The sequence below is a fragment of the Pseudaestuariivita rosea genome (assembly GCF_017592335.1).
Classification (GTDB): domain Bacteria; phylum Pseudomonadota; class Alphaproteobacteria; order Rhodobacterales; family Rhodobacteraceae; genus Parasulfitobacter; species Parasulfitobacter rosea.
In genome coordinates, this window is sequence record NZ_JACNMP010000001.1 from 221,775 (window position 1) to 240,300 (window position 18,526).

Annotated in this window: 17 protein-coding genes and 1 pseudogene; 12 read left to right on the top strand and 6 right to left on the bottom strand. The window is 56.4% G+C overall.

Features of this window, described 5'->3' with window-relative positions:
* The gene (gyrB, locus tag H7848_RS01065) at window positions 1-2,418 is read right to left on the bottom strand and encodes a DNA topoisomerase (ATP-hydrolyzing) subunit B (protein WP_208347303.1); all 2,418 of its coding nucleotides are present in this window, start codon (window positions 2,416-2,418) and stop codon (window positions 1-3) included.
* A gap of 165 nt (window positions 2,419-2,583) precedes the next feature.
* Window positions 2,584-2,847, bottom strand: a complete 264-nt coding sequence (locus H7848_RS01070; protein WP_208347305.1) for a spike base protein, RCAP_Rcc01079 family — start codon at window positions 2,845-2,847, stop codon at window positions 2,584-2,586.
* A 188-nt stretch (window positions 2,848-3,035) separates the two neighbouring features.
* Between H7848_RS01070 and H7848_RS01075 the strand changes: the two genes are divergently transcribed.
* The 3 genes from H7848_RS01075 to H7848_RS01085 are packed head-to-tail and all read left to right on the top strand — an operon-like array spanning window position 3,036 to window position 5,946.
* Window positions 3,036-4,277, top strand: coding sequence for a lipopolysaccharide biosynthesis protein (locus H7848_RS01075; RefSeq protein ID WP_208347306.1), 1,242 nt, complete (start codon window positions 3,036-3,038; stop codon window positions 4,275-4,277).
* Entirely contained in the window at window positions 4,274-4,825 is a 552-nt protein-coding gene (locus tag H7848_RS01080) for an acyltransferase (RefSeq protein ID WP_208347307.1), read from the top strand. The genes H7848_RS01075 and H7848_RS01080 overlap by 4 nt, the downstream gene beginning before the upstream one ends.
* Window positions 4,822-5,946 (top strand): glycosyltransferase family 4 protein, encoded by a 1,125-nt coding sequence (locus tag H7848_RS01085; protein ID WP_208347308.1) that lies wholly within the window; start codon window positions 4,822-4,824, stop codon window positions 5,944-5,946. The genes H7848_RS01080 and H7848_RS01085 overlap by 4 nt, the downstream gene beginning before the upstream one ends.
* A gap of 154 nt (window positions 5,947-6,100) precedes the next feature.
* On the opposite strand, the pseudogene H7848_RS19690 reads toward H7848_RS01085, so the two are convergent.
* Both H7848_RS19690 and H7848_RS01090 read right to left on the bottom strand, forming a co-directional pair.
* Window positions 6,101-7,141 (bottom strand): annotated as a pseudogene (locus tag H7848_RS19690) (O-antigen ligase family protein); the annotation flags it as partial.
* Entirely contained in the window at window positions 7,138-8,256 is a 1,119-nt protein-coding gene (locus H7848_RS01090; protein ID WP_208347309.1) for a glycosyltransferase, read from the bottom strand. The gene H7848_RS01090 and the pseudogene H7848_RS19690, both read right to left, overlap by 4 nt.
* A gap of 99 nt (window positions 8,257-8,355) precedes the next feature.
* Between H7848_RS01090 and H7848_RS01095 the strand changes: the two genes are divergently transcribed.
* Window positions 8,356-9,276, top strand: coding sequence for a phage head spike fiber domain-containing protein (locus H7848_RS01095; RefSeq protein WP_208347310.1), 921 nt, complete (start codon window positions 8,356-8,358; stop codon window positions 9,274-9,276).
* 3 nt (window positions 9,277-9,279) lie between these two features.
* Here the strand turns inward: H7848_RS01095 and H7848_RS01100 are convergent, their stop codons facing one another.
* A complete protein-coding gene (locus H7848_RS01100) occupies window positions 9,280-9,951 on the bottom strand; it encodes a sugar transferase (protein ID WP_208347311.1) in 672 nt (223 codons plus the stop codon).
* 181 nt (window positions 9,952-10,132) lie between these two features.
* Complete coding sequence (locus H7848_RS01105) at window positions 10,133-11,437, bottom strand: UDP-glucose dehydrogenase family protein (RefSeq protein ID WP_208347312.1); 1,305 nt, start codon at window positions 11,435-11,437, stop codon at window positions 10,133-10,135.
* A gap of 133 nt (window positions 11,438-11,570) precedes the next feature.
* Here H7848_RS01105 and H7848_RS01110 point away from each other — a divergent pair, with 133 nt between their 5' ends.
* From H7848_RS01110 to mnhG, 8 genes are all read left to right on the top strand, one after another.
* Window positions 11,571-12,575 carry an SDR family NAD(P)-dependent oxidoreductase gene (locus tag H7848_RS01110; protein ID WP_208347314.1) on the top strand — a complete coding sequence of 335 codons (1,005 nt, stop codon included), beginning with the start codon at window positions 11,571-11,573 and terminating at the stop codon, window positions 12,573-12,575.
* 84 nt (window positions 12,576-12,659) lie between these two features.
* Window positions 12,660-15,032, top strand: a complete 2,373-nt coding sequence (locus H7848_RS01115) for a putative monovalent cation/H+ antiporter subunit A (protein ID WP_237072486.1) — start codon at window positions 12,660-12,662, stop codon at window positions 15,030-15,032.
* Complete coding sequence (locus H7848_RS01120) at window positions 15,032-15,451, top strand: Na+/H+ antiporter subunit B (protein ID WP_208347316.1); 420 nt, start codon at window positions 15,032-15,034, stop codon at window positions 15,449-15,451. The genes H7848_RS01115 and H7848_RS01120 overlap by 1 nt, the downstream gene beginning before the upstream one ends.
* On the top strand, window positions 15,452-15,817 hold the full coding sequence (locus H7848_RS01125; RefSeq protein ID WP_208347317.1) for a Na+/H+ antiporter subunit C: 366 nt from the start codon (window positions 15,452-15,454) through the stop codon (window positions 15,815-15,817).
* Entirely contained in the window at window positions 15,814-17,316 is a 1,503-nt protein-coding gene (locus tag H7848_RS01130) for a Na+/H+ antiporter subunit D (protein WP_208347318.1), read from the top strand. Before H7848_RS01125 ends, H7848_RS01130 begins: the two co-directional genes overlap by 4 nt.
* Window positions 17,313-17,792, top strand: a complete 480-nt coding sequence (locus H7848_RS01135; protein WP_208347319.1) for a Na+/H+ antiporter subunit E — start codon at window positions 17,313-17,315, stop codon at window positions 17,790-17,792. Before H7848_RS01130 ends, H7848_RS01135 begins: the two co-directional genes overlap by 4 nt.
* Window positions 17,789-18,109: an MrpF/PhaF family protein gene (locus H7848_RS01140; RefSeq protein WP_208347320.1), complete on the top strand. Its 321-nt coding sequence runs from the start codon at window positions 17,789-17,791 to the stop codon at window positions 18,107-18,109. Before H7848_RS01135 ends, H7848_RS01140 begins: the two co-directional genes overlap by 4 nt.
* Window positions 18,106-18,432 (top strand): monovalent cation/H(+) antiporter subunit G, encoded by a 327-nt coding sequence (gene mnhG / locus H7848_RS01145; protein ID WP_208347321.1) that lies wholly within the window; start codon window positions 18,106-18,108, stop codon window positions 18,430-18,432. Before H7848_RS01140 ends, mnhG begins: the two co-directional genes overlap by 4 nt.
* Window positions 18,433-18,526 lie beyond the last annotated feature (94 nt).

Genomic DNA, 18,526 nt, shown 5'->3' on the forward strand with positions numbered 1-18,526 from the left:
CTAAAAGTCGAGGTTTTCGACATTCAGCGCGTTGGTCTGGATGAAATCCCGGCGCGGTTCAACGACATCGCCCATCAGCTTGGTGAACAGATCGTCAGCCTCGGCCACATCATCGACCTGGACCTGCAGCAGCGTGCGTGCCTCGGGATCAAGGGTTGTTTCCCACAACTGATCGGGATTCATTTCGCCAAGTCCCTTATACCGCTGCAGGCTTAGTCCCTTTTCGCCTTCGGACAGAATCGCCGCCAAAAGGTCCAGTGGACCATAGATATTGGTCATTCGGTCCTTACGGATCAATTTTGCGGGCTGGCGATAGACCTCTTGCAGGGATTTTGTGATCGCGCCAAGGCGTCGGGCCTCACCCGATCTTAGGACGGCACCGTCCAGCGTCCGCACCTCTTCCACACCGCGCAGCACACGGGTAAAGCGCAGACCTTTGTCCTGCGTTGGGCGCCCTTGCCAACCGCGTTCATATTCCGCGGCAATCAGATCCAACCGTTCCGCCACAGCGTCGGCCACACCTTGCAAATCAGCGTCGACCTGGCCTTCCATGAATGCCCCGGCAATCGCCGCCTGTTCCAGAATATGGCTTGGATAATGGGTTGGAAAAGCGTCCAGAACACGTCTGGTTTGTCGGGCTTCCTCAAGCACACGCAGCAGATCCTGACCGACGATTTCTTCGCCCGATCCCAGATGCAGGATGGCGCCTTCGGCCCCCTGTTCGATCAGATAGTCATCAAGGGCGCCCTGATCTTTCAGGTACACTTCAGATTTGCCGCGACTGACTTTGAACAGTGGTGGTTGCGCGATATACAGATACCCGCCTTCGATCAATTCAGGCATCTGGCGGAAGAAGAAGGTCAACAACAGCGTCCGAATATGCGCGCCGTCCACATCCGCATCGGTCATGATGACGATCTTGTGGTAGCGCAACTTGCTGATATCAAATTCGTCGCGCCCGATGCCGGTACCAAGGGCCATCACCAGATTGCCGATTTCCTGACTGCCCAGCATCCTGTCAAACCGCGCCCGTTCGACGTTCAGAATTTTACCCCGCAGTGGCAGAACCGCTTGTGTGCGCCGGTCACGCCCGGTTTGAGCTGAACCGCCAGCACTGTCGCCCTCAACCAGAAACAGTTCAGTCTTGGAGGGGTCTTTTTCAGAACAATCCTTCAGCTTGCCCGCCAGATAATTCACGTCCAGCGCGGTTTTGCGCCGCGTAAGCTCACGTGCCTTCCGGGCGGCTTCGCGGGCCAAGGCAGCCTCAATAATCTTGCTGACGATCAGCCGCGCCTCATTTGGGTTTTCCTCAAACCATTCGGCCAGCTTTTCGTTCATCAGGCTTTCAACAGCCGGGCGCACCTCGGAACTGACCAATTTGTCCTTGGTCTGGCTGGAAAATTTCGGGTCAGGCACCTTGACCGACAGCACACAGGTCAGCCCTTCGCGGGCGTCATCACCGGTAAAGCTGACCTTTTCCTTCTTCGCGATCCCGCTGGATTGCGCATAGTTGTTAATGGTCCGCGTCAGCGCGCCGCGAAAGCCTGCCATATGCGTGCCACCATCGCGCTGAGGGATATTGTTGGTAAAGGGCAGCACCATTTCGTTATAGCTGTCGTTCCACCACATCGCGACCTCAACGCCGATGTCGTCCTTTTCACCTTTGACAAAGATCGGCTCTGGGATCATCGGTGTTTTGGAACGGTCAAGGTATTTGACAAATTCCTTAACGCCGCCTTCATAGTAAAGCTCGGTTTTAAGGGGCTCGGCGGGCCGTTCGTCTTCCAGAATAATGCGGACGCCCGAATTCAAGAAGGCCAGTTCCCTCAGCCGTTTTTCCAGCGTTTCGAAGCTGTATTCGAGGTTTGAAAACGTCCCGGTCGAGGCCAAGAAACGGACTTCCGTGCCCTTGCGCCCATCCGCATCACCGACGACACGCAGATGTTCGGTGGTTTCGCCGTGTTCAAACTTGGCGTAGTGTTCTTTCCCGTCGCGCCATATGCGCAATTCCAGCCAGACGGACAGGGCGTTAACAACAGACACACCCACACCGTGCAGGCCGCCTGACACCTTATACGAATTGCTGTCAAACTTACCGCCAGCGTGCAGTTGGGTCATGATCACCTCAGCCGCTGACACACCTTCTTCTTCGTGCATCCCAACAGGAATACCACGGCCATTGTCGCTGACGGACACACTGGAATCGGCGTGAATTTTAACGTTAACGGCGTCTGCGTGACCGGCCAAAGCCTCGTCAATGCCATTATCGACGACCTCATATACCATATGGTGCAGACCGCTGCCGTCGTCGGTGTCACCGATGTACATTCCGGGGCGCTTGCGAACCGCTTCTAAACCTTTGAGAACCTTGATTGAATCGGCGCCATACTCTTCAGAATTTTGCTCGTTATCGGCCATTCAGTTTTTCCTTCGTATTTTGTCGATTTTATACGAGGTTTAGGGGCCAATGTCACGCAATTGCACAATATTTTGCGAAATCGGATGCAGGTTTGTGTTCTTGAGATTCTGAAAACAAAAACCCCGCCAAAATGGCGGGGTTTCAGACGGCCGTTTGTCTGTCTTTTAAAGTACGAAGGCGTGTAGCCCGGTGGCCGTTGTTCCTGTTTGCAAAACGCGCGTGACGCCGACGGGCAGAATGGCGCGATCTGCGACTTCGACCGTGCGTTCGGCGCCCTTGATGCTGACGAAACGAATGATGCCGCCGGTTTCGGCATAAAGCGCTAAGGCGACGTCTGGCAGGTCTTGTGTGTCGTTCGGTGTCACCGGCGCAATGTCAGCGGCCGGTCCGTTCAGCGGAAGCGTGCGGTTTTTGAATGGGTTCGACATGGGTTTGGCCCTTGATCCTTGCGTTGCGAAATCACGGGAAAATCTAAGAACAAATCCTTAACGCAGTCTTCCAGCACCGTACGCAGGTATGAAGCGGCTTGCACCGACAGTTCAGAGTTGGCCCCGGTTAACCAAAAATAAACGTTAAGAACTTAGCGCATTAACCATTGCTGCAATAAGGATCGACATTGGACACAGCCCTGAAATCATCGCTTTGGACCGACTTGGCGATCGTCATCACGGGGCGCGCCTTTGGGCAAGGCATTCTGTTTTTGTCTACCTTATACTGTGCGGCGTTTTTTGATCCGTCGGCCTTTGGCCTATTGGGGCTGTTTACGGCAATTGTTGCTATTCTGGCTCAGCTGAGTGCGGGCCGCTGTGATGTGATTGCGCTGGCCTGCAAGACAAAACACGGCACTAAACGGTTCATAGGGCTGTCGTACAAGCTGAACCTGATAGTTTTCAGTCTGTTGATAGTATTCAGCGGCCTGGCGGTGGCGATGGGTGCCGCCCTGATCTGGCTTGCATTGCCATTTGCCGTAATAGCCAACTCGGTCATTCAATATATCCTGCCCGCTCAGATGACTTCGATTGGACAACGTCAGCATGCGTCGCGACCCATTGGTTTATCAGCGGCATCCACCGCCCTGTTTCAGGTTCTGGCCGCCTGGGTTTCACCCACCGCCAACGCACTTATCCTGACGCGCATGGCCGGACCAACGATCGGCGGGGTGTCGGCGTGGCAAGAGTGCCTTCAGGGCTTCCGATACGCCATGAAAACAAAGTTGACGGCGCGCATAGTAAAACCAGTTTGGAGAGAGCTGACACTGGGCGGCCCGTCTGCGATCATGACAATTTTGGGGTTTCAGGTGCCAGTTTACTTCCTGACCGCCTTGGATGAAATGGACCAAGTCGGTTACTATTGGCTGGGCTTCAACCTGCTTTTAACGCCTTATCTGGTTGTCGCCGCCAGTTTTAGACCGATCTTTGCCCGTTTGGTGGTTGAGAAGATCAAACTTGACGGGGCGGATGACTTTCTACGATGGGCGACCGTTTGGGCCGTGCTGGTTGGGTTTGCGTCGGCGTTTGGCCTTGCCCTGGGCGCACATTACATCATTGAGATCGCATTGGGATCCGCCTGGGCCGCATCCCAGCCTTTTGTCACGTCAGTTGCGATTATGATGGTCGGACTGATTGCAACGACGCCTTTGAACGCCGCTGCGACAGCACTGCGCCAAAGGCGTGCAGCGCTGATCATTAATGCGGCGCAGTTGGTCATGCGGGCGATTGCCATTGCGGCTGCATACGCCCTGACCCAAGATACCGTGATCGCCATCCAGGCCTTTGCAATCACATCCCTGACCTTGTCGTTTTTGTACTGCGCCGTGATGGTCTGGCCCGCTTACCGCGCGTCGGGCGCTGCGCCATGATACGTTTTCACACCCCAATTCGTCGTATCCTTTGGAAGGTGATGCGGCTGATGTTTTCGGGTCAATCTCTGGCGCGCAAAAGCGGTGTCACGGTCGGCCAGAATTGCCGCATCCTGACCAAGGATTTCGGGTCAGAGCCGTTTCTGATCACCATCGGCGACAACGTCACTGTGTCGGGTGATGTCAAATTCATTAACCACGACGGCGCCGGATGGCTGGCGCGTGATGACAGGGGGCGCAAGTATTCCTATCGGCCTATCAGTATCGGCAATGACGTCTTTATTGGCAGCGGATCAATCCTGATGCCCGGCGTCCGCATTGGCCATCGTGTGATTGTCGGGGCGGGCAGTGTGGTTACAAAGTCAATCCCCGATGGTTGTGTCGTAGCGGGTGTGCCGGCCCGCTATCTGGGATCTTATGACGATTTCATAAACCGGATCGCACAGACCTGGGTGTCGGACCAAGACATGCCCTCATCCGGCAATTATCGTGACCGCGTTCAGGCCGTTGTCGATATGGACTTCAAACCAGAACTGGATATCCCATGACACGGATCATGATGCTGGGGCTACGGGATGTGGGCGGCGTTCAAGGTGGTATCGAAACCCACGTCGCTGCCCTGGCCCCACGCTTGCAAAAGCTGGGCCATGATGTGATGATCATCGCCCGAACACCCTATCACCGCGCGCAAGATCAGATACCGACGGTTGCCATATGGTGCCCAAAAAGCGCGCGGTTCGAAACGATCGTGCACTCGCTGTTTGGCGTGTTTTACGCAGCCATCAAGCGTCCGGATATTCTGCATATCCACGCCATCGGTCCCGGTATCGTCACGCCACTGGCCCGTCTGTTGGGCCTGCGCGTTGTTGTCACGCACCATGGCAAGGACTATGACCGCGAAAAATGGGGCGGTTTCGCAAGGTTTGTTTTGCGCACGGGTGAGGCCCTGGCCGCGCGATGGGCCAACCATAGGATCGCCATTTCCCGTGCTCTTACTTACGACATGAACAAAGCTTACAGCAAGCCGTTCCAATTCATTCCCAATGGTGTCGCACCCACCGGGCCTTCGGACGAAACAGATCATCTGAACCAATGGGGTCTAGAGCCAAACGAATATATTCTCAGCGTCGGGCGCCTCGTTCCGGAAAAGCGGCATATTGATCTGATACAAGCCACCCGGCAGATCAGGGCGGCTGGCAAAAAACTGGTGATCGCAGGGGGCGCTGATCACGACAGCTCTTATGCGCAAAAGCTGCATGACCTGGCTCTGCAAGAAGATAATGTCATTCTAACCGGTTTTGTCCGCGGCGCGCCGTTGCGCCAGCTTTTTAGCCATGCTGCGCTGTTTTGCCTGCCCTCCAGCCACGAAGGCCTGCCCATCGCTTTGCTTGAGGCCATGCAATACCAGCTGCCGATCGTCGCAAGTGATATACCCGGCAATCTTGAGCTGGGCCTGCCCGCCCGCTGCTATTTCAAAACCAGCGATCTGAACGCGCTGGAACATGCCATTGACAACACCCTTAGCGAACCGGCAGAAAAACCAGATTGGGCGGCACATCTGCAACCCTATGACTGGGATCAAATCGCTGAACAGACGGCTGCGTGCTATGATCAGGTCTTGGCTGGGGCCGTTCCGAAAACCTTAGCAGCCAGATCGTCAGGCACATGAAAATGTCGCCGTTCAGCGTCAGATAACTGCCCGTGATATTCAGCAGCAAGATATAGGGCACGATCAGCCCGACCAGGATTTGCGGACCAGATTTCATCCGGGCGCGCAGGGTGCGGCTGATCAGCAGCATCAGGGGCAGAAGGGCCAGAGCCACACCGATCGCGCCCAAATCTAACATCGTCTGAAAATACCCGTTGTGAGCATGATTAACGACGCCGCTTGGCCCTTTGATCATCAAAAGCGCGTCTCTCAGCGGCTGTGACCAGCCCATGTCATAGCCCGCGCCAATCATGGGGTTTTGCACGATCTGAGGCCACCCAACGGACCAGATCGCGTCCCGACCTGACAAGGATAAATCGCGGCCCGTCAGCCCAATCAGGCTTTCCAGAACAGCATGCCCGTCGATCAGATGATAGGCCATCGCGACAAGTGTGATCAGATAGACAAGACACGCCGTCTTGATCGCCAGATGCGCCTGCCATTTTAGAAACAGGAAGACTATCAGCGCTGCTGGAAGTGACAAAAACAACTTGGCCGATGCCGACGCGATCAAAAGCCCGCACACCATCGCAATCAGTCCCCACCAGACCGTTTTGCGATTAAAAACCGTGCGGCCTGCCATAAGTATCAGCAGCGCCAGCCCCAACATGCGCCCGGTTTCGTTCTTGTGGAAAAATGACCCGCGAAACCGCCCGGCATGTTCACCCACACCCAGGTCCCATGCATTGTGAAACGCATAAGCCGGTGCCAGAATTGCAATCGCGAACTGAATGCAGACAAATGCCGCAGTCGCCCGAACCAGCAGCTGAAAAACAGCATTCGGCCCAAGAATTTTCAGAGATGCAAAGGCGAACAGGACGACGCCCAGATGGCTAAGCGCTTTTTGCAGGCTGTGCGGCGCATCGGCGCTCCATAGCGCCGACAGAAAGATCCAGATCGTCAAGGCAGCAACGGAAATTCGGCCGATATCCAGTCGGCCCACGGACGGTCGCCATACCAGGATCAACCCCGAGATAGCCAATAGCCCCGCTGCCACAATCTGAACGGCTAAAGATGACTGAACAATACCGTAATGCGATGGGTTACCTGACAAAACCCGATCAAGCGCACGTGAATAAAGCGCAATCCCCAGCAATACAAAAGCGTAATGATGCCACCGTGGCGCGCAGTGGGTCAGCGTCAATCGCCCCGTCATGCCGCCATTTCCGCGTCAAGGTCGCATAGCCGACAGACCTGATCAAAAAGCCTGTCATAGCGGGCCGCAATCCGATCGATCTGAAACGCCTGTGCTCGGGCCATCTGTCTGTCGCGGTCGAAGGGGTTAGCCAACATCTGTTGCATTGCATATGCAGCGGCTTCGACATCACCGACCGGGACCAATTTACCGTATTTTCCATCGTCCAATATGTCTGCTGCCCCGCCGGGCGCATCGGTGGCGACGATGCTAGCGCCAGCGGCCAATGCCTCGGCCAGGACGTTGGGAAAACCTTCGAATTTCGACAGCAGCAGGAAGCCATCACAATGCGCCATGTAATCGGTCGGGTTATTGCGATACCCTAGAAAGTGCACACGATCCTGTAGGCCAAGATCGCTGACCAGACGGGATAAAATCGGTCTATCCTCACCATCGCCCAGAACGACCAGGTGGCTTTTTCGAACATTTTGCAGTTTTCCAACGGCGCGTAGGACAGTCGGGTAGTCTTTTTGCGATACCAGCCGACCAATTGCCAACAGGACAGGCGCACCATCATTCGGCATATCGTCGGGTCGCGCGGTGGACCTGACCACCGGAACGGGGTTCAGCGTGACGCCAACTTTTTCGGGGGTCACCCCAAACAGATCGATCAGATCGTCCGCCACATCCTGGGCCACACATCCGATAGCATCGGCACGACGATACGCCAGTGTCAACAATGGCTTGATCAACGCCCTACGCATCCGGCTTTTCGCAGCAAGTTCGGTTGAGGTGTGATTGCGTACCAGACAGACGACCGGGCAAACCCGCCCCGACAGACCACCCGCCAATACACCCGCAACATTCGGACTAAGCAAAGCCGTCACCAAAAGCCGGGGCCTGTGCCGCCGCAAATGCCGGGCCAGTCGACCAGTATTCAGCAGGCTGTGTTTCGATCCCAGGGCATGAACCGGAATAGCTGCATCAAGCTTGTGCCTCAGCGGACCCGTATCCTGGTTAACGATCAGCGCAACGGGGCGGCCCAGGGCATGCCAGTAATTCAACAAACGAATGATCGCATTTTCCGCTCCACCGCCATTAAAGGCTGGCAAATAAAAGTGAATTGCTGATCCCATGGCGTTGTCTAACCCTGCGTACGGTGGCCCAAGGCCCTGTTAACCAATCGCGCATAAAAGTTTCCGAAAGGTTGATGCACCGTCTGTCGGAGGGAAAATATGTTTAGTTTTGGGTTCGATTTCATGTCAGCACAGCGCCACGGCGTGACGGGGCCATCGGCAATCGATTTTGACTTTTTGTCAGGGCCGCTGCCAGCGGGTGTCCAGTTTTCGCGCAGCTCCGATGCGATACTCTATGCCCTGAACGGTGATCTGACCCAGGTGGGCGTTAATGTTGCACGGTTCACGAATGATCCCGAAACCGGACAGGGCCTTTTGATTGAGCCCTCCAGCGTGAACATTCTGCCCCATGCGATTGCCACGCGAAATAGCTGGTCGCGCAGTGGGGCCACGGTGACAGACGTGTCTTTAAATGCGCTGGGTCTGTTTCCAGGCGTTTCTGTGATCTCGGAAGGTCAGAACTGGCACCGCATTCTGGACCATGCCACGTTGAACATGGGCCAGGCCTATTCGGTGACGATTTACTATCGCGCCGGAACCTCGGGCATGGCGGCCGTCACCCTGAAAGATGGTGGATCAGGCGCGTCCAGCTCGGTCGGTGGCACTGCAGGTGCATTGACGCTCGACAGCAACGCCGCGGGTGCCGTCACGGATCTGGCCGAGGTGCTGTTGCCCGACGCGCAAACCTATCGCATGCGCTTTACTTATGTGCCGAACTTCACCGGGGCGTTCAATATCGGCTTCGGCCCGAATTCCCGCACCGCAGGCGAAGACGTTATTCTGCTGGGGATGCAGATGGAACCAGCGGTCAGCCCAAGCAGCTTTATCCTGTCGGATGGCGGCAGCACGGTTCGCGCGGCGGATCAGATTGGCCTGACGGGGCTGACGGGGCTTTATGATGTGTCGGTCACCTATGGCGATGACAGCACAGAGGTCTTTTCGGCCCAGACCGTGGATCAGGGGTACTGGCCACCGCTTTCAAAGACGACGCTGAAATCGATGCGACTGACGCCCCTGTAAGGTCTACTTACCGGTCCTGCTGATGACAACACCCGCGGTTTTCAGCAGGATCACCAGATCGCACAGCAACGACGCCTGATCATAGTAGCGGTTATCAAATTTGATGCGATCCACAAAAGTCGTGTCATTGCGCCCCTCAACCTGCCATAGGCCCGAAATGCCGGGACGCAGTTTGAAATAGGCACGGCCCCCCGCAGCCAGGTAAAGATGTTCCTGATCGCTGGTAAAGGGACGGGGTCCGATAAAGCTCATGTCACCACGGATGACGTTCCAGATCTGTGGCAGTTCATCCAGGCTGCTGGCGCGCAGAAAACGCCCGACCCGCGTGATGCGTGGATCATTTTCCAGTTTCTGATTTTCGTACCATTCCTGCGCCAGCTTTGGGTCAGCGGCGCAAAGTCGGTGCAACTGTGCTTCAGCATTCAGACACATGGTCCGCAGTTTCCAGCATGTAAAGCGGCGACCGTTCTGGCCGACCCGTTCCTGACCAAAAAAACCGGGCCCGCCATCCAGGCGGACGCACACCCACAGCACGGACAGGATCGGCAGAATGACAGGCAGGATGATCGCAGCCAATAACAGATCAAATGCCCGTTTTCCTATACTCGTGTAAAACCGGTAAGCGGGGGCTTTGGTACCGTCGGCAAAGCGAACATTTGAATAGATATCTTTCATCCCAAGACCTGTCCTTGCGGTTACGTCCTGCACGGGTCCGTGCTGTCTGACACCGATTTGCTTGGGTAAATCTCAATTTTTAGTTAAATCCAGCCATGTAAAATTTTTTATAAAAGCATTTAAAAATCAAATACTTATAATATTTCATTAACGCTTTTCGCGCGATGGTTGTGTCGTTGCGTTAACGCCCAACCGCCGAATACTGCTCAAACCCAGCATCTTTGGCGTCTTTGGCCGAGTAGATGTTGCGCAGATCAGCCAAACGGGGCTGTGACATGCCCTTGGCGATTCGGGTCAGATCCAGCGCGCGGAACTCATTCCATTCGGTCAGGATCACCAACAGATCGGCGCCGGTTGCGGCCTCATAGACGTCCTCGATCCACTCTACACCCGGCAACAACGCTTCGCCTTCGTGTTTGCCCTGCGGATCGACCACCTTGACCCTGGCGCCGCCACCGACCAGTGCGGGCACGATTGTAAGCGACGGTGCATCGCGCATGTCGTCCGTATTCGGTTTGAAAGTCACGCCCAGAACGGTGACATTCTTGCCATTGAACGACCCGTCACACAGATCGTTCAGCTTGTCGATCATCCGGCGTTTGATCGCCTCGTTCACGGTGATGACGGTTTCAGTAATCTCCATCGGGCAGGCGTGGTCCTGACCGATTCGCGCCAGCGCTTTGGTGTCCTTGGGAAAGCACGATCCGCCATAGCCGGGGCCTGCATGCAGGAATTTGTTGCCGATGCGATTGTCCAGCCCGATCCCCTTGGACACCTGTTTCACATCCGCCCCCACCCGTTCGCACAGCGCCGCGATTTCGTTGATAAAGGTGATCTTGGTCGCCAGAAAAGCGTTGGCTGCGTATTTGATCATCTCGGCGCTTTCCAGATCTGTTGTGACAATCGGAAAATCCCGCAGGAACAGTGGCCGGTAAACATCTGACATGACCTGAGCGGCACGGTCGTTCTGAACGCCGACAATCACACGATCGGGGCGCATGAAATCATCGATTGCTGCCCCTTCGCGCAGGAATTCCGGGTTCGAGGCCACATCGAAATCCGCATCGGGGTTCGTTTCACGGATAATGCGCTCAACCTCACGATTTGTACCGACCGGCACCGTCGATTTGGTCACAACGACAGTATAATCCTTGATATTGGCGGCGATTTCCTTGGCCGCGGCATACACATAGGTCAGATCGGCGTGCCCATCGCCGCGCCGCGTGGGTGTGCCCACGGCAATAAAGATGGCATCGGCCCCCTCCATCGCCTCTGGCAGATCAAGCGTGAACGACAATCGCCCGGCCTCGACATTCTTGGCCATCAGCTGTTTCAGACCCGGTTCATAGATCGGAACCTCGCCCTTATTCAGCATGTCGATCTTGTCTGGGTTCTTATCCACGCAAATCACATCGTGCCCGAAATCCGAAAAACACACGCCCGAAACAAGTCCGACATATCCGGTTCCGATCATTGCAATGCGCATGGCCAAGGTCCTTATAGATCAGTTTGAATCCTGCTCATGACGGCTTGATCTGGCCAAGTCAACCGCTGCGGGGGCTGGTCATTGGCATAAAAGGTCCGGTAACAGGGGGCAAACAACGGGCCATAGGGACATTATGAGAACGGCTTTCGTCACGGGATCGGCTGGATTTATCGGATATCATTGCTGCAAGCGACTGCTGGACGATGGATTTCGCGTCATCGGGTTGGATTCGCTGAACGATTACTATGATGTGCAGCTAAAAGAACGCCGTCAGCAGATGTTGCTGCAATCGCGCGGCTTCACTGTGGATAATCGTAAGCTGGAAGATCCGGGATGTCTGATGCAGCTGTTCCAGGATCACCGCCCTGATATCGTCGTTCATTTGGCCGCCCAGGCGGGGGTGCGCTATTCGATCGACTCCCCCAAGGATTATGTCGAGGCCAACCTGACTGGCACTTTTGAGCTGTTGGAAGCGGCCCGTGCCTATCCGCCCGAACACATGCTGCTGGCCTCAACATCGTCGGTCTATGGCGCCAACACGCAGATGCCCTATCGCGAAACCGATAAGGTCGACACCCAGATGTCCTTCTACGCCGCTACGAAAAAGGCGAATGAGGCGATGGCCCATTCCTATGCCCATCTTTACCATCTGCCGATCACGATGTTTCGGTTTTTCACCGTCTATGGTCCTTGGGGGCGGCCTGATATGGCGCTGTTCAAATTCACCAGGGCGATCCTGAACGGCGACCCCATTGATGTCTTTAATCAAGGCGATATGCAGCGTGATTTCACCTATATCACCGATCTGGTCCATGCCATCCGGCTGCTGATCGACGCCGTACCTGACACCGACAGCCCCGCGATCGAAGGCGACAGCCTGTCGCCCGTCGCGCCATACCGCATTGTCAACATCGGGAATTCTCAGCCCGTGCAACTGATCGATTTCATCGCCGCGATAGAAAAAGCTACCGGTCGCCAGGCCACACAAAACTTGATGCCGATGCAGCCGGGCGATGTTCCAGCCACCTGGGCCGACGCCGAGTTGCTGAAAAAACTGACAGGCTATGCACCGCAAACCGAACTGGCCGACGGGGTCACGGCATTCGTGGAATGGTACCGCGAGTATTATCGTGTGTGAATATGGCAAAGAGTCTGCAATTTTGAAAAAATGCCGCAAATTGACGCGCTTGGATATTGCGCAGGGCAAAATGTGACCTAATTGATGGCGCAGGCCCCGGACCGCAGTACCGGGGCCTTGGATTATCTTGTGGTCCGCAAGATTTACGGCAATAAGGCCCCTCAGTCGGGCAGTGATGAAACGGGGGATAAGATGGCGCAGGCCACTGGGGATGGCCCAAAGTCGAACGGTATCTTGGGGCCCGTCCCCGTTCTGATCCCATTGGCGATTTTCATCTGGTCGCTGTCGTTTATCGGACCTGTGTCAAACGGCGAGGTCGTTCGCCTTAGCTATGACTGGGTGCCCAGCCTGGGGATTTCGCTGTCTTTCCTGATCGACGGCCTTAGCCTGACCTTTACCCTGCTGATCAGCGGCATCGGCGCGTTGGTCATGCTGTATTCCAACACCTATCTTGCCGGTCATCCGCAATATGGCCGCTTCATGCTGTATCTGACGTCCTTCATGCTGGCGATGCTGGGCCTGGTGCTGGCCGATAATCTGATATCGCTGTTTGTGTTTTGGGAACTGACGACGATCACGTCCTATCTGCTGATCGGGTTTGACAATGAATCTGCCAAATCGCGGCGTTCGGCCTTGCAGGCCCTGCTGCTGACGGGTGCGGGCGCTCTGGCCCTGCTGGCGGGTCTGATCATTTTGGGCGTCGCGGCGGGCACGTTCGAAATATCTGAAATTCTGGCAAAAGGTGATGAAATCCGTGCCCATGCACTCTATCTGCCGATCCTGATCCTGGTGCTGGCCGGCGCCTTTACCAAATCCGCGCAGTTTCCGTTTCACTTCTGGCTGCCCAACGCCATGGCGGCACCAACCCCGGTCAGCGCCTTTCTGCACTCGGCCACCATGGTCAAGGCGGGTGTTTATCTGATGGCGCGCCTGCATCCGGCGCTGTCGGGCACTGATGTCTGGATGTGGACACTGACGATTTTCGGGGCGGTCACGGCTGTTTTCGCCTCGGTCCTGGCATTCCGTCAGACCGACCTGAAGCAGGTTCTGGCCTATACCACATTGATGGCGCTGGGCACCTTGACCCTGTTTCTGGCTTTCGATTCCGGCTATGCGATCACCGCTTTCACAACCTTCCTGATCACGCACTCACTGTATAAAGCCGCGCTGTTCCTGATGGTCGGCTGCATCGACCACGGCACCGGCACGCGAGAGGCCGACATATTAGGCGGTCTTGGTCGCATCATGCCCTTCACGGCCGCGGCGGCGGCTTTGGCCGCGCTGTCCATGGCGGGTATTCCGCCCTTTATCGGCTTTATCGCCAAAGAACTGATGTACGCAGGCGCGGTTGAGGCTGCGACAAGCCCCGTCTTTGTCGCGTCAATGGCGCTGGCGGCCAATGCGCTGATGTTCGCGGTGGCCGGGATCGTGGCCTTCAAACCGTTCTGGCGGCCCGGTCAGCCGACACCAGTTGAACCGCACGAGGCCCCCTGGCCCATGCTGGCCGGTCCGATCATTCTGGCAGTGCTGGGCCTGATCGTTGGCATCGCACCGGGGCTGATCCAAGGCACGCTTGTCACACCGACCGTCGCCGCCCTGCTTGGGTCCGCGGATGAGGCGAAGGAACTCAAACTGTGGGCGGGCGTCAACCTGCCGCTTTTCCTAAGTCTGGGGACATTTGCCATTGGCTTCGTCCTTTATGTCTTCCACCAACCGCTGCGCCGGACGCTGGCCGCCATTGACGCCCGCGCGCCGAACTTCGACCGCGGCTGGGACCGCGTGTTGGACGGCCTGAAAGCACTGGCCGAATTTCAGACCCGCCTGATCCAGTCCGGTGTTCTACGCCGCTATATTTTCATTACGTTCGCCACGCTTTTTGCCGCGATTGGAACGACTTTGTATTTGCGCACCGATCTGCCTGATCTTGAAGGCATAGAAGTCCTGGCACCCAAACAATGGGCGGTGGTCGCACTGATTATTGCCGGGACGATCAGCGTTGTACTGACGCGTTCGCGCATTACGGCCATCGCAGCACTTGGTGTGGTGGGTATCGCTGTCGCGCTGATCTTTATCATGTATGGCGCGCCTGATGTTGCGATCACGCAGCTGTTGGTCGAAACACTTGTTGTTGTTCTGGTCGCCATTGCGATGCTCAGCCTGCCATTTTTAGATAAGCCCGGGCGGCATGATCATCGCCCGCTGGATGCGGTGCTGGCGTTAGGTGTCGGGACGGTCACGACCATCACGATGTTGCTGGTTCTGCAACAGCCCATCGACCTGCGTCTGACCGAATACTTCGAACAGACCAGCTGGCCCGAAGCCTTTGGCCGCAATATCGTCAATGTCATCCTTGTCGACTTCCGCGCATTGGACACATTCGGTGAAATCGCGGTGGTCGTTGTCGCGGCCCTGTCGGCCTATGCCCTGCTGAGAACCACCGCGAAGGAGGCGCAGTAATGAAATCGCTGATCCTGCGCGTGGCCACACGCTATCTGTCTGCGCTTTTGCTGATCTTTTCCGTCTATATGCTGCTGCGCGGCCACAATGAACCAGGCGGCGGGTTTATCGGCGGGCTTGTCGGCGCCACCGGCTTTGTGCTTTACGCCATCGCCTGCGGCACCACCATGGCCCGCGAAGCGTTGCGCGTCATGCCGCAATCCATCGCGATGGCCGGTCTGGGCATCGCCCTGGCCGCCGGTCTGTTTTCGTTTTTCTTCGACGATGCGTTCTTCACCGGGCAATGGCTATTCATTGGCGAAACCGAAGATGACAAGGGCTATCCCATTTCAACCGTTCTGTTTTTCGACATCGGGGTCTATCTGGTGGTCTTTGGCAGCATCCTGACCCTTGTCTTTGCTATGGAAGAGGAGATCTAGGTGGAAATTCTTCTTTCCATCAGCGTCGGCGTTCTGGTCGCCGCCGCCGTTTACCTGATGCTGGCCCGGAATGTGCTGCGGTTCATATTCGGCCTGATCCTGATTTCGAACGCCGCCAATCTGGTGATCTTCACCAGCGGGCGCCTGACGCTGGGCGCACCCCCCCTGATCGAAGAAGGCGCATTGCTGCCCCCCGAAGGTGTGGCAAACGCGTTGCCGCAGGCGCTGGTCCTGACCGCCATCGTGATCGGCTTTGGCCTGTTCGCCTTTGCCCTGATCCTGGTCTATCGCGCCTACACGACGCTGGGCACACTCTATTCCGACGATATGCGCGTCGCCGAACCAAGATCGGAGGACGCCGGGTGAGCTGGTATCTGTCTCTTCCCCTTGCCATCCCGTTCATTACCGCCATTTTCGCCTTTTTCGCGCGGAAATCGGTCTATGGTAAATGGATCAGCGTCATAGGCTCAGGCGCCAGCCTGCTGGCCAGTGCCGCGCTGATGTATGTCGTCCTGCAGGAAGGCGTCATCGCTGGGCAAATGGGCAACTGGCCTGCGCCCTTTGGCATCACGCTGGTCGCCGATCTGCTCAGCGCCGTGATGGTCGTGATCACCGCCATCACCGGCTTTGCCGTTGCCATCTATTGCATGGGTGAGATTACTGAGCGGATGGAATACCTGGGCTATCACGCCCTGTTTCAGGTGCTGCTGGCCGGTGTCACAGGTGCCTTCCTGACCGGTGACCTGTTCAACCTTTATGTCTGGTTTGAGGTCATGCTGATTTCGTCCTTCGGCCTGCTGATCCTGGGCGGCCGCAAGGAACAGATAGACGGCGGCATCAAATACGTGACGCTGAACCTTATCTCGACCATTCTGTTTTTGTCGGGCATCGGCCTGATCTACGGCATGACGGGTACGCTGAACCTGGCCGATCTAAGCCTGGCCGTCGAGCGCGTCGAAAATCAGGGGCTGCTGACCGTTGTCGCGGTGATGTTCATGATCGCCTTCGGCGTCAAGGCCGCGCTTTTCCCTCTGTTTTTCTGGCTGCCTGCCGCCTATCACACGCCTGCGTTCTCGGTCTCGGCCGTTTTTGCGGGGCTGCTGACCAAGGTTGGTGTCTATGCCCTGATCCGCATGTTCACGCTGGTCTTTGACCACGACGTGCAATTCACGCATACGCTTCTGCTGTGGGTCGCGGCATTTACCATGATCGTCGGTGTTCTGGGTGCGGCCGCACAAAGTGATTTCCGCAAGATCCTGTCGTTCCATATCGTCAGCCAGATCGGCTATATGATCATGGGCCTGGCACTGTCGACAAAATTTGCCCTTGTCGGTGCTGTCTTCTACCTTGTTCACCACATCATCGTCAAAGCAAACCTGTTCCTGATCGCCGGTGTCGCCAACCGTATCGCCGGATCGACTGAACTGTCCCGCATCGGCGGACTTTATAAATCGGCCCCCTTGCTGGGCATTCTTTTCCTGATCCCCGCCTTTTCGCTGGCTGGCTTCCCGCCGCTGTCGGGCTTTTGGGCGAAATACATCCTGGTGGCTGCTGCGATCGAAATCGAAGCCTGGGTCATCGCGGGCATTGCCCTGCTGGTTGGCCTGCTGACAATCTATTCGATGACGAAAATCTGGGGGCAGGCCTTCTGGCCCGCCCACCCAGACGGCATCGAACCAAAACTGTCCCATATGCCGAAATTCCAGCGCTGGTGCTATCTTTTGCCAATCGCAGGCCTTGCCACGCTGACAATCATCATAGGTTTATTCCCAGAACCCTTTGTCACCTTCGCTGAACGGGCCGCGGACCAGTTGCTTGATCCGACCGAATATGTGACCACAGTTCTAGGAGAGCGCGCGCCATGAACCTTTTTGGCCTGAATGCCGTCCTGGCCTTTATGTGGGCCTTCCTGACGGGCAGCCTGACGATCCCGTCGTTGGGCATTGGATTTGTCTTTGGCTATGCTGCCCTGTGGCTGATCCAACCGCTTCTGGGTGGCCCCAACCCCTATTTTCGCAAGGTCTACTATTGGCTGCGCCTGATCGTGATGTTCCACTATGAACTGATCGTATCCAGCCTGGCCGTTGTCTGGGACGTCATCACACCGCAGCAACTCAGCCGCCCCGGCCTGGTCCACATGCCGCTGGATGTAACCTCGGACACCGGGATTTTTCTGGTGACCAACCTGATATCACTGACCCCCGGCACCCTTAGTCTGGATGTGTCCGAAGACCGCAAAACGCTGATCGTCCACGCCATGTTCGCCGATGATCCGGTTGCGGTTTGCAGAACCCTGAAATCCGGGATGGAGCGCTGGGTGAAGGAGGCCGTTGAATCATGACACCAGTGGAATTCATGAACCTGTCGTTGAATATCTCGTTCGGGATGCTGATTGCGGCGCTGGTCTTTGGTTTTATCCGACTGATCAAGGGACCCAGCCTGCCCGACCGCGTTGTGGCGCTTGACATGATGACGATCCTGATCGTCGCGTTTTGCGGACTGTTTGCCATCGTTGCCGAAGATCGTGCGTTTCTGGATGTGGCCATCGTGCTGGCGCTGGTTGGGTTTCTGGCGACGGTCGCGCTGGCGCGCTTTGCCGAACGCCGCACCGCCCGCCGCGAAAGCGAAAAACTGGAAGAGATGGAGGGACTGAAATGATCTATTATCTGATCAGCTTCTTCGCCCTGACCGGTGGCTTTTTTGCCTTCATCGCCGCCCTTGGCGTTCTGCGTCTGCCCGATGTGCTGGTGCGCATGCATGCCTCGACCAAGGCGGGCACCCTGGCCTGCGGTCTGGTCATGGCCGCCGCTGCGATTTTCTTTCAGGATGGCGAGGTCATCTTTCGTGTCATCGCCATCGTGCTGTTCCTGCTGCTGACGGCCCCCGTGGCCGCCCACATGATCGGCCGCGCAGCTGTGCGCACGGGCGTGCCCTTGCGCAATATCGACAACCATCCACTGCAGCACGAACCGAACGATTAGGCTTTCATCTACGCAGCCCCGGACTCGATCCGGGACCTCTTACATAGTTTTGATTGATTTCAGCCCTAGCATTCGTTGATTTGTTGTCCTGATG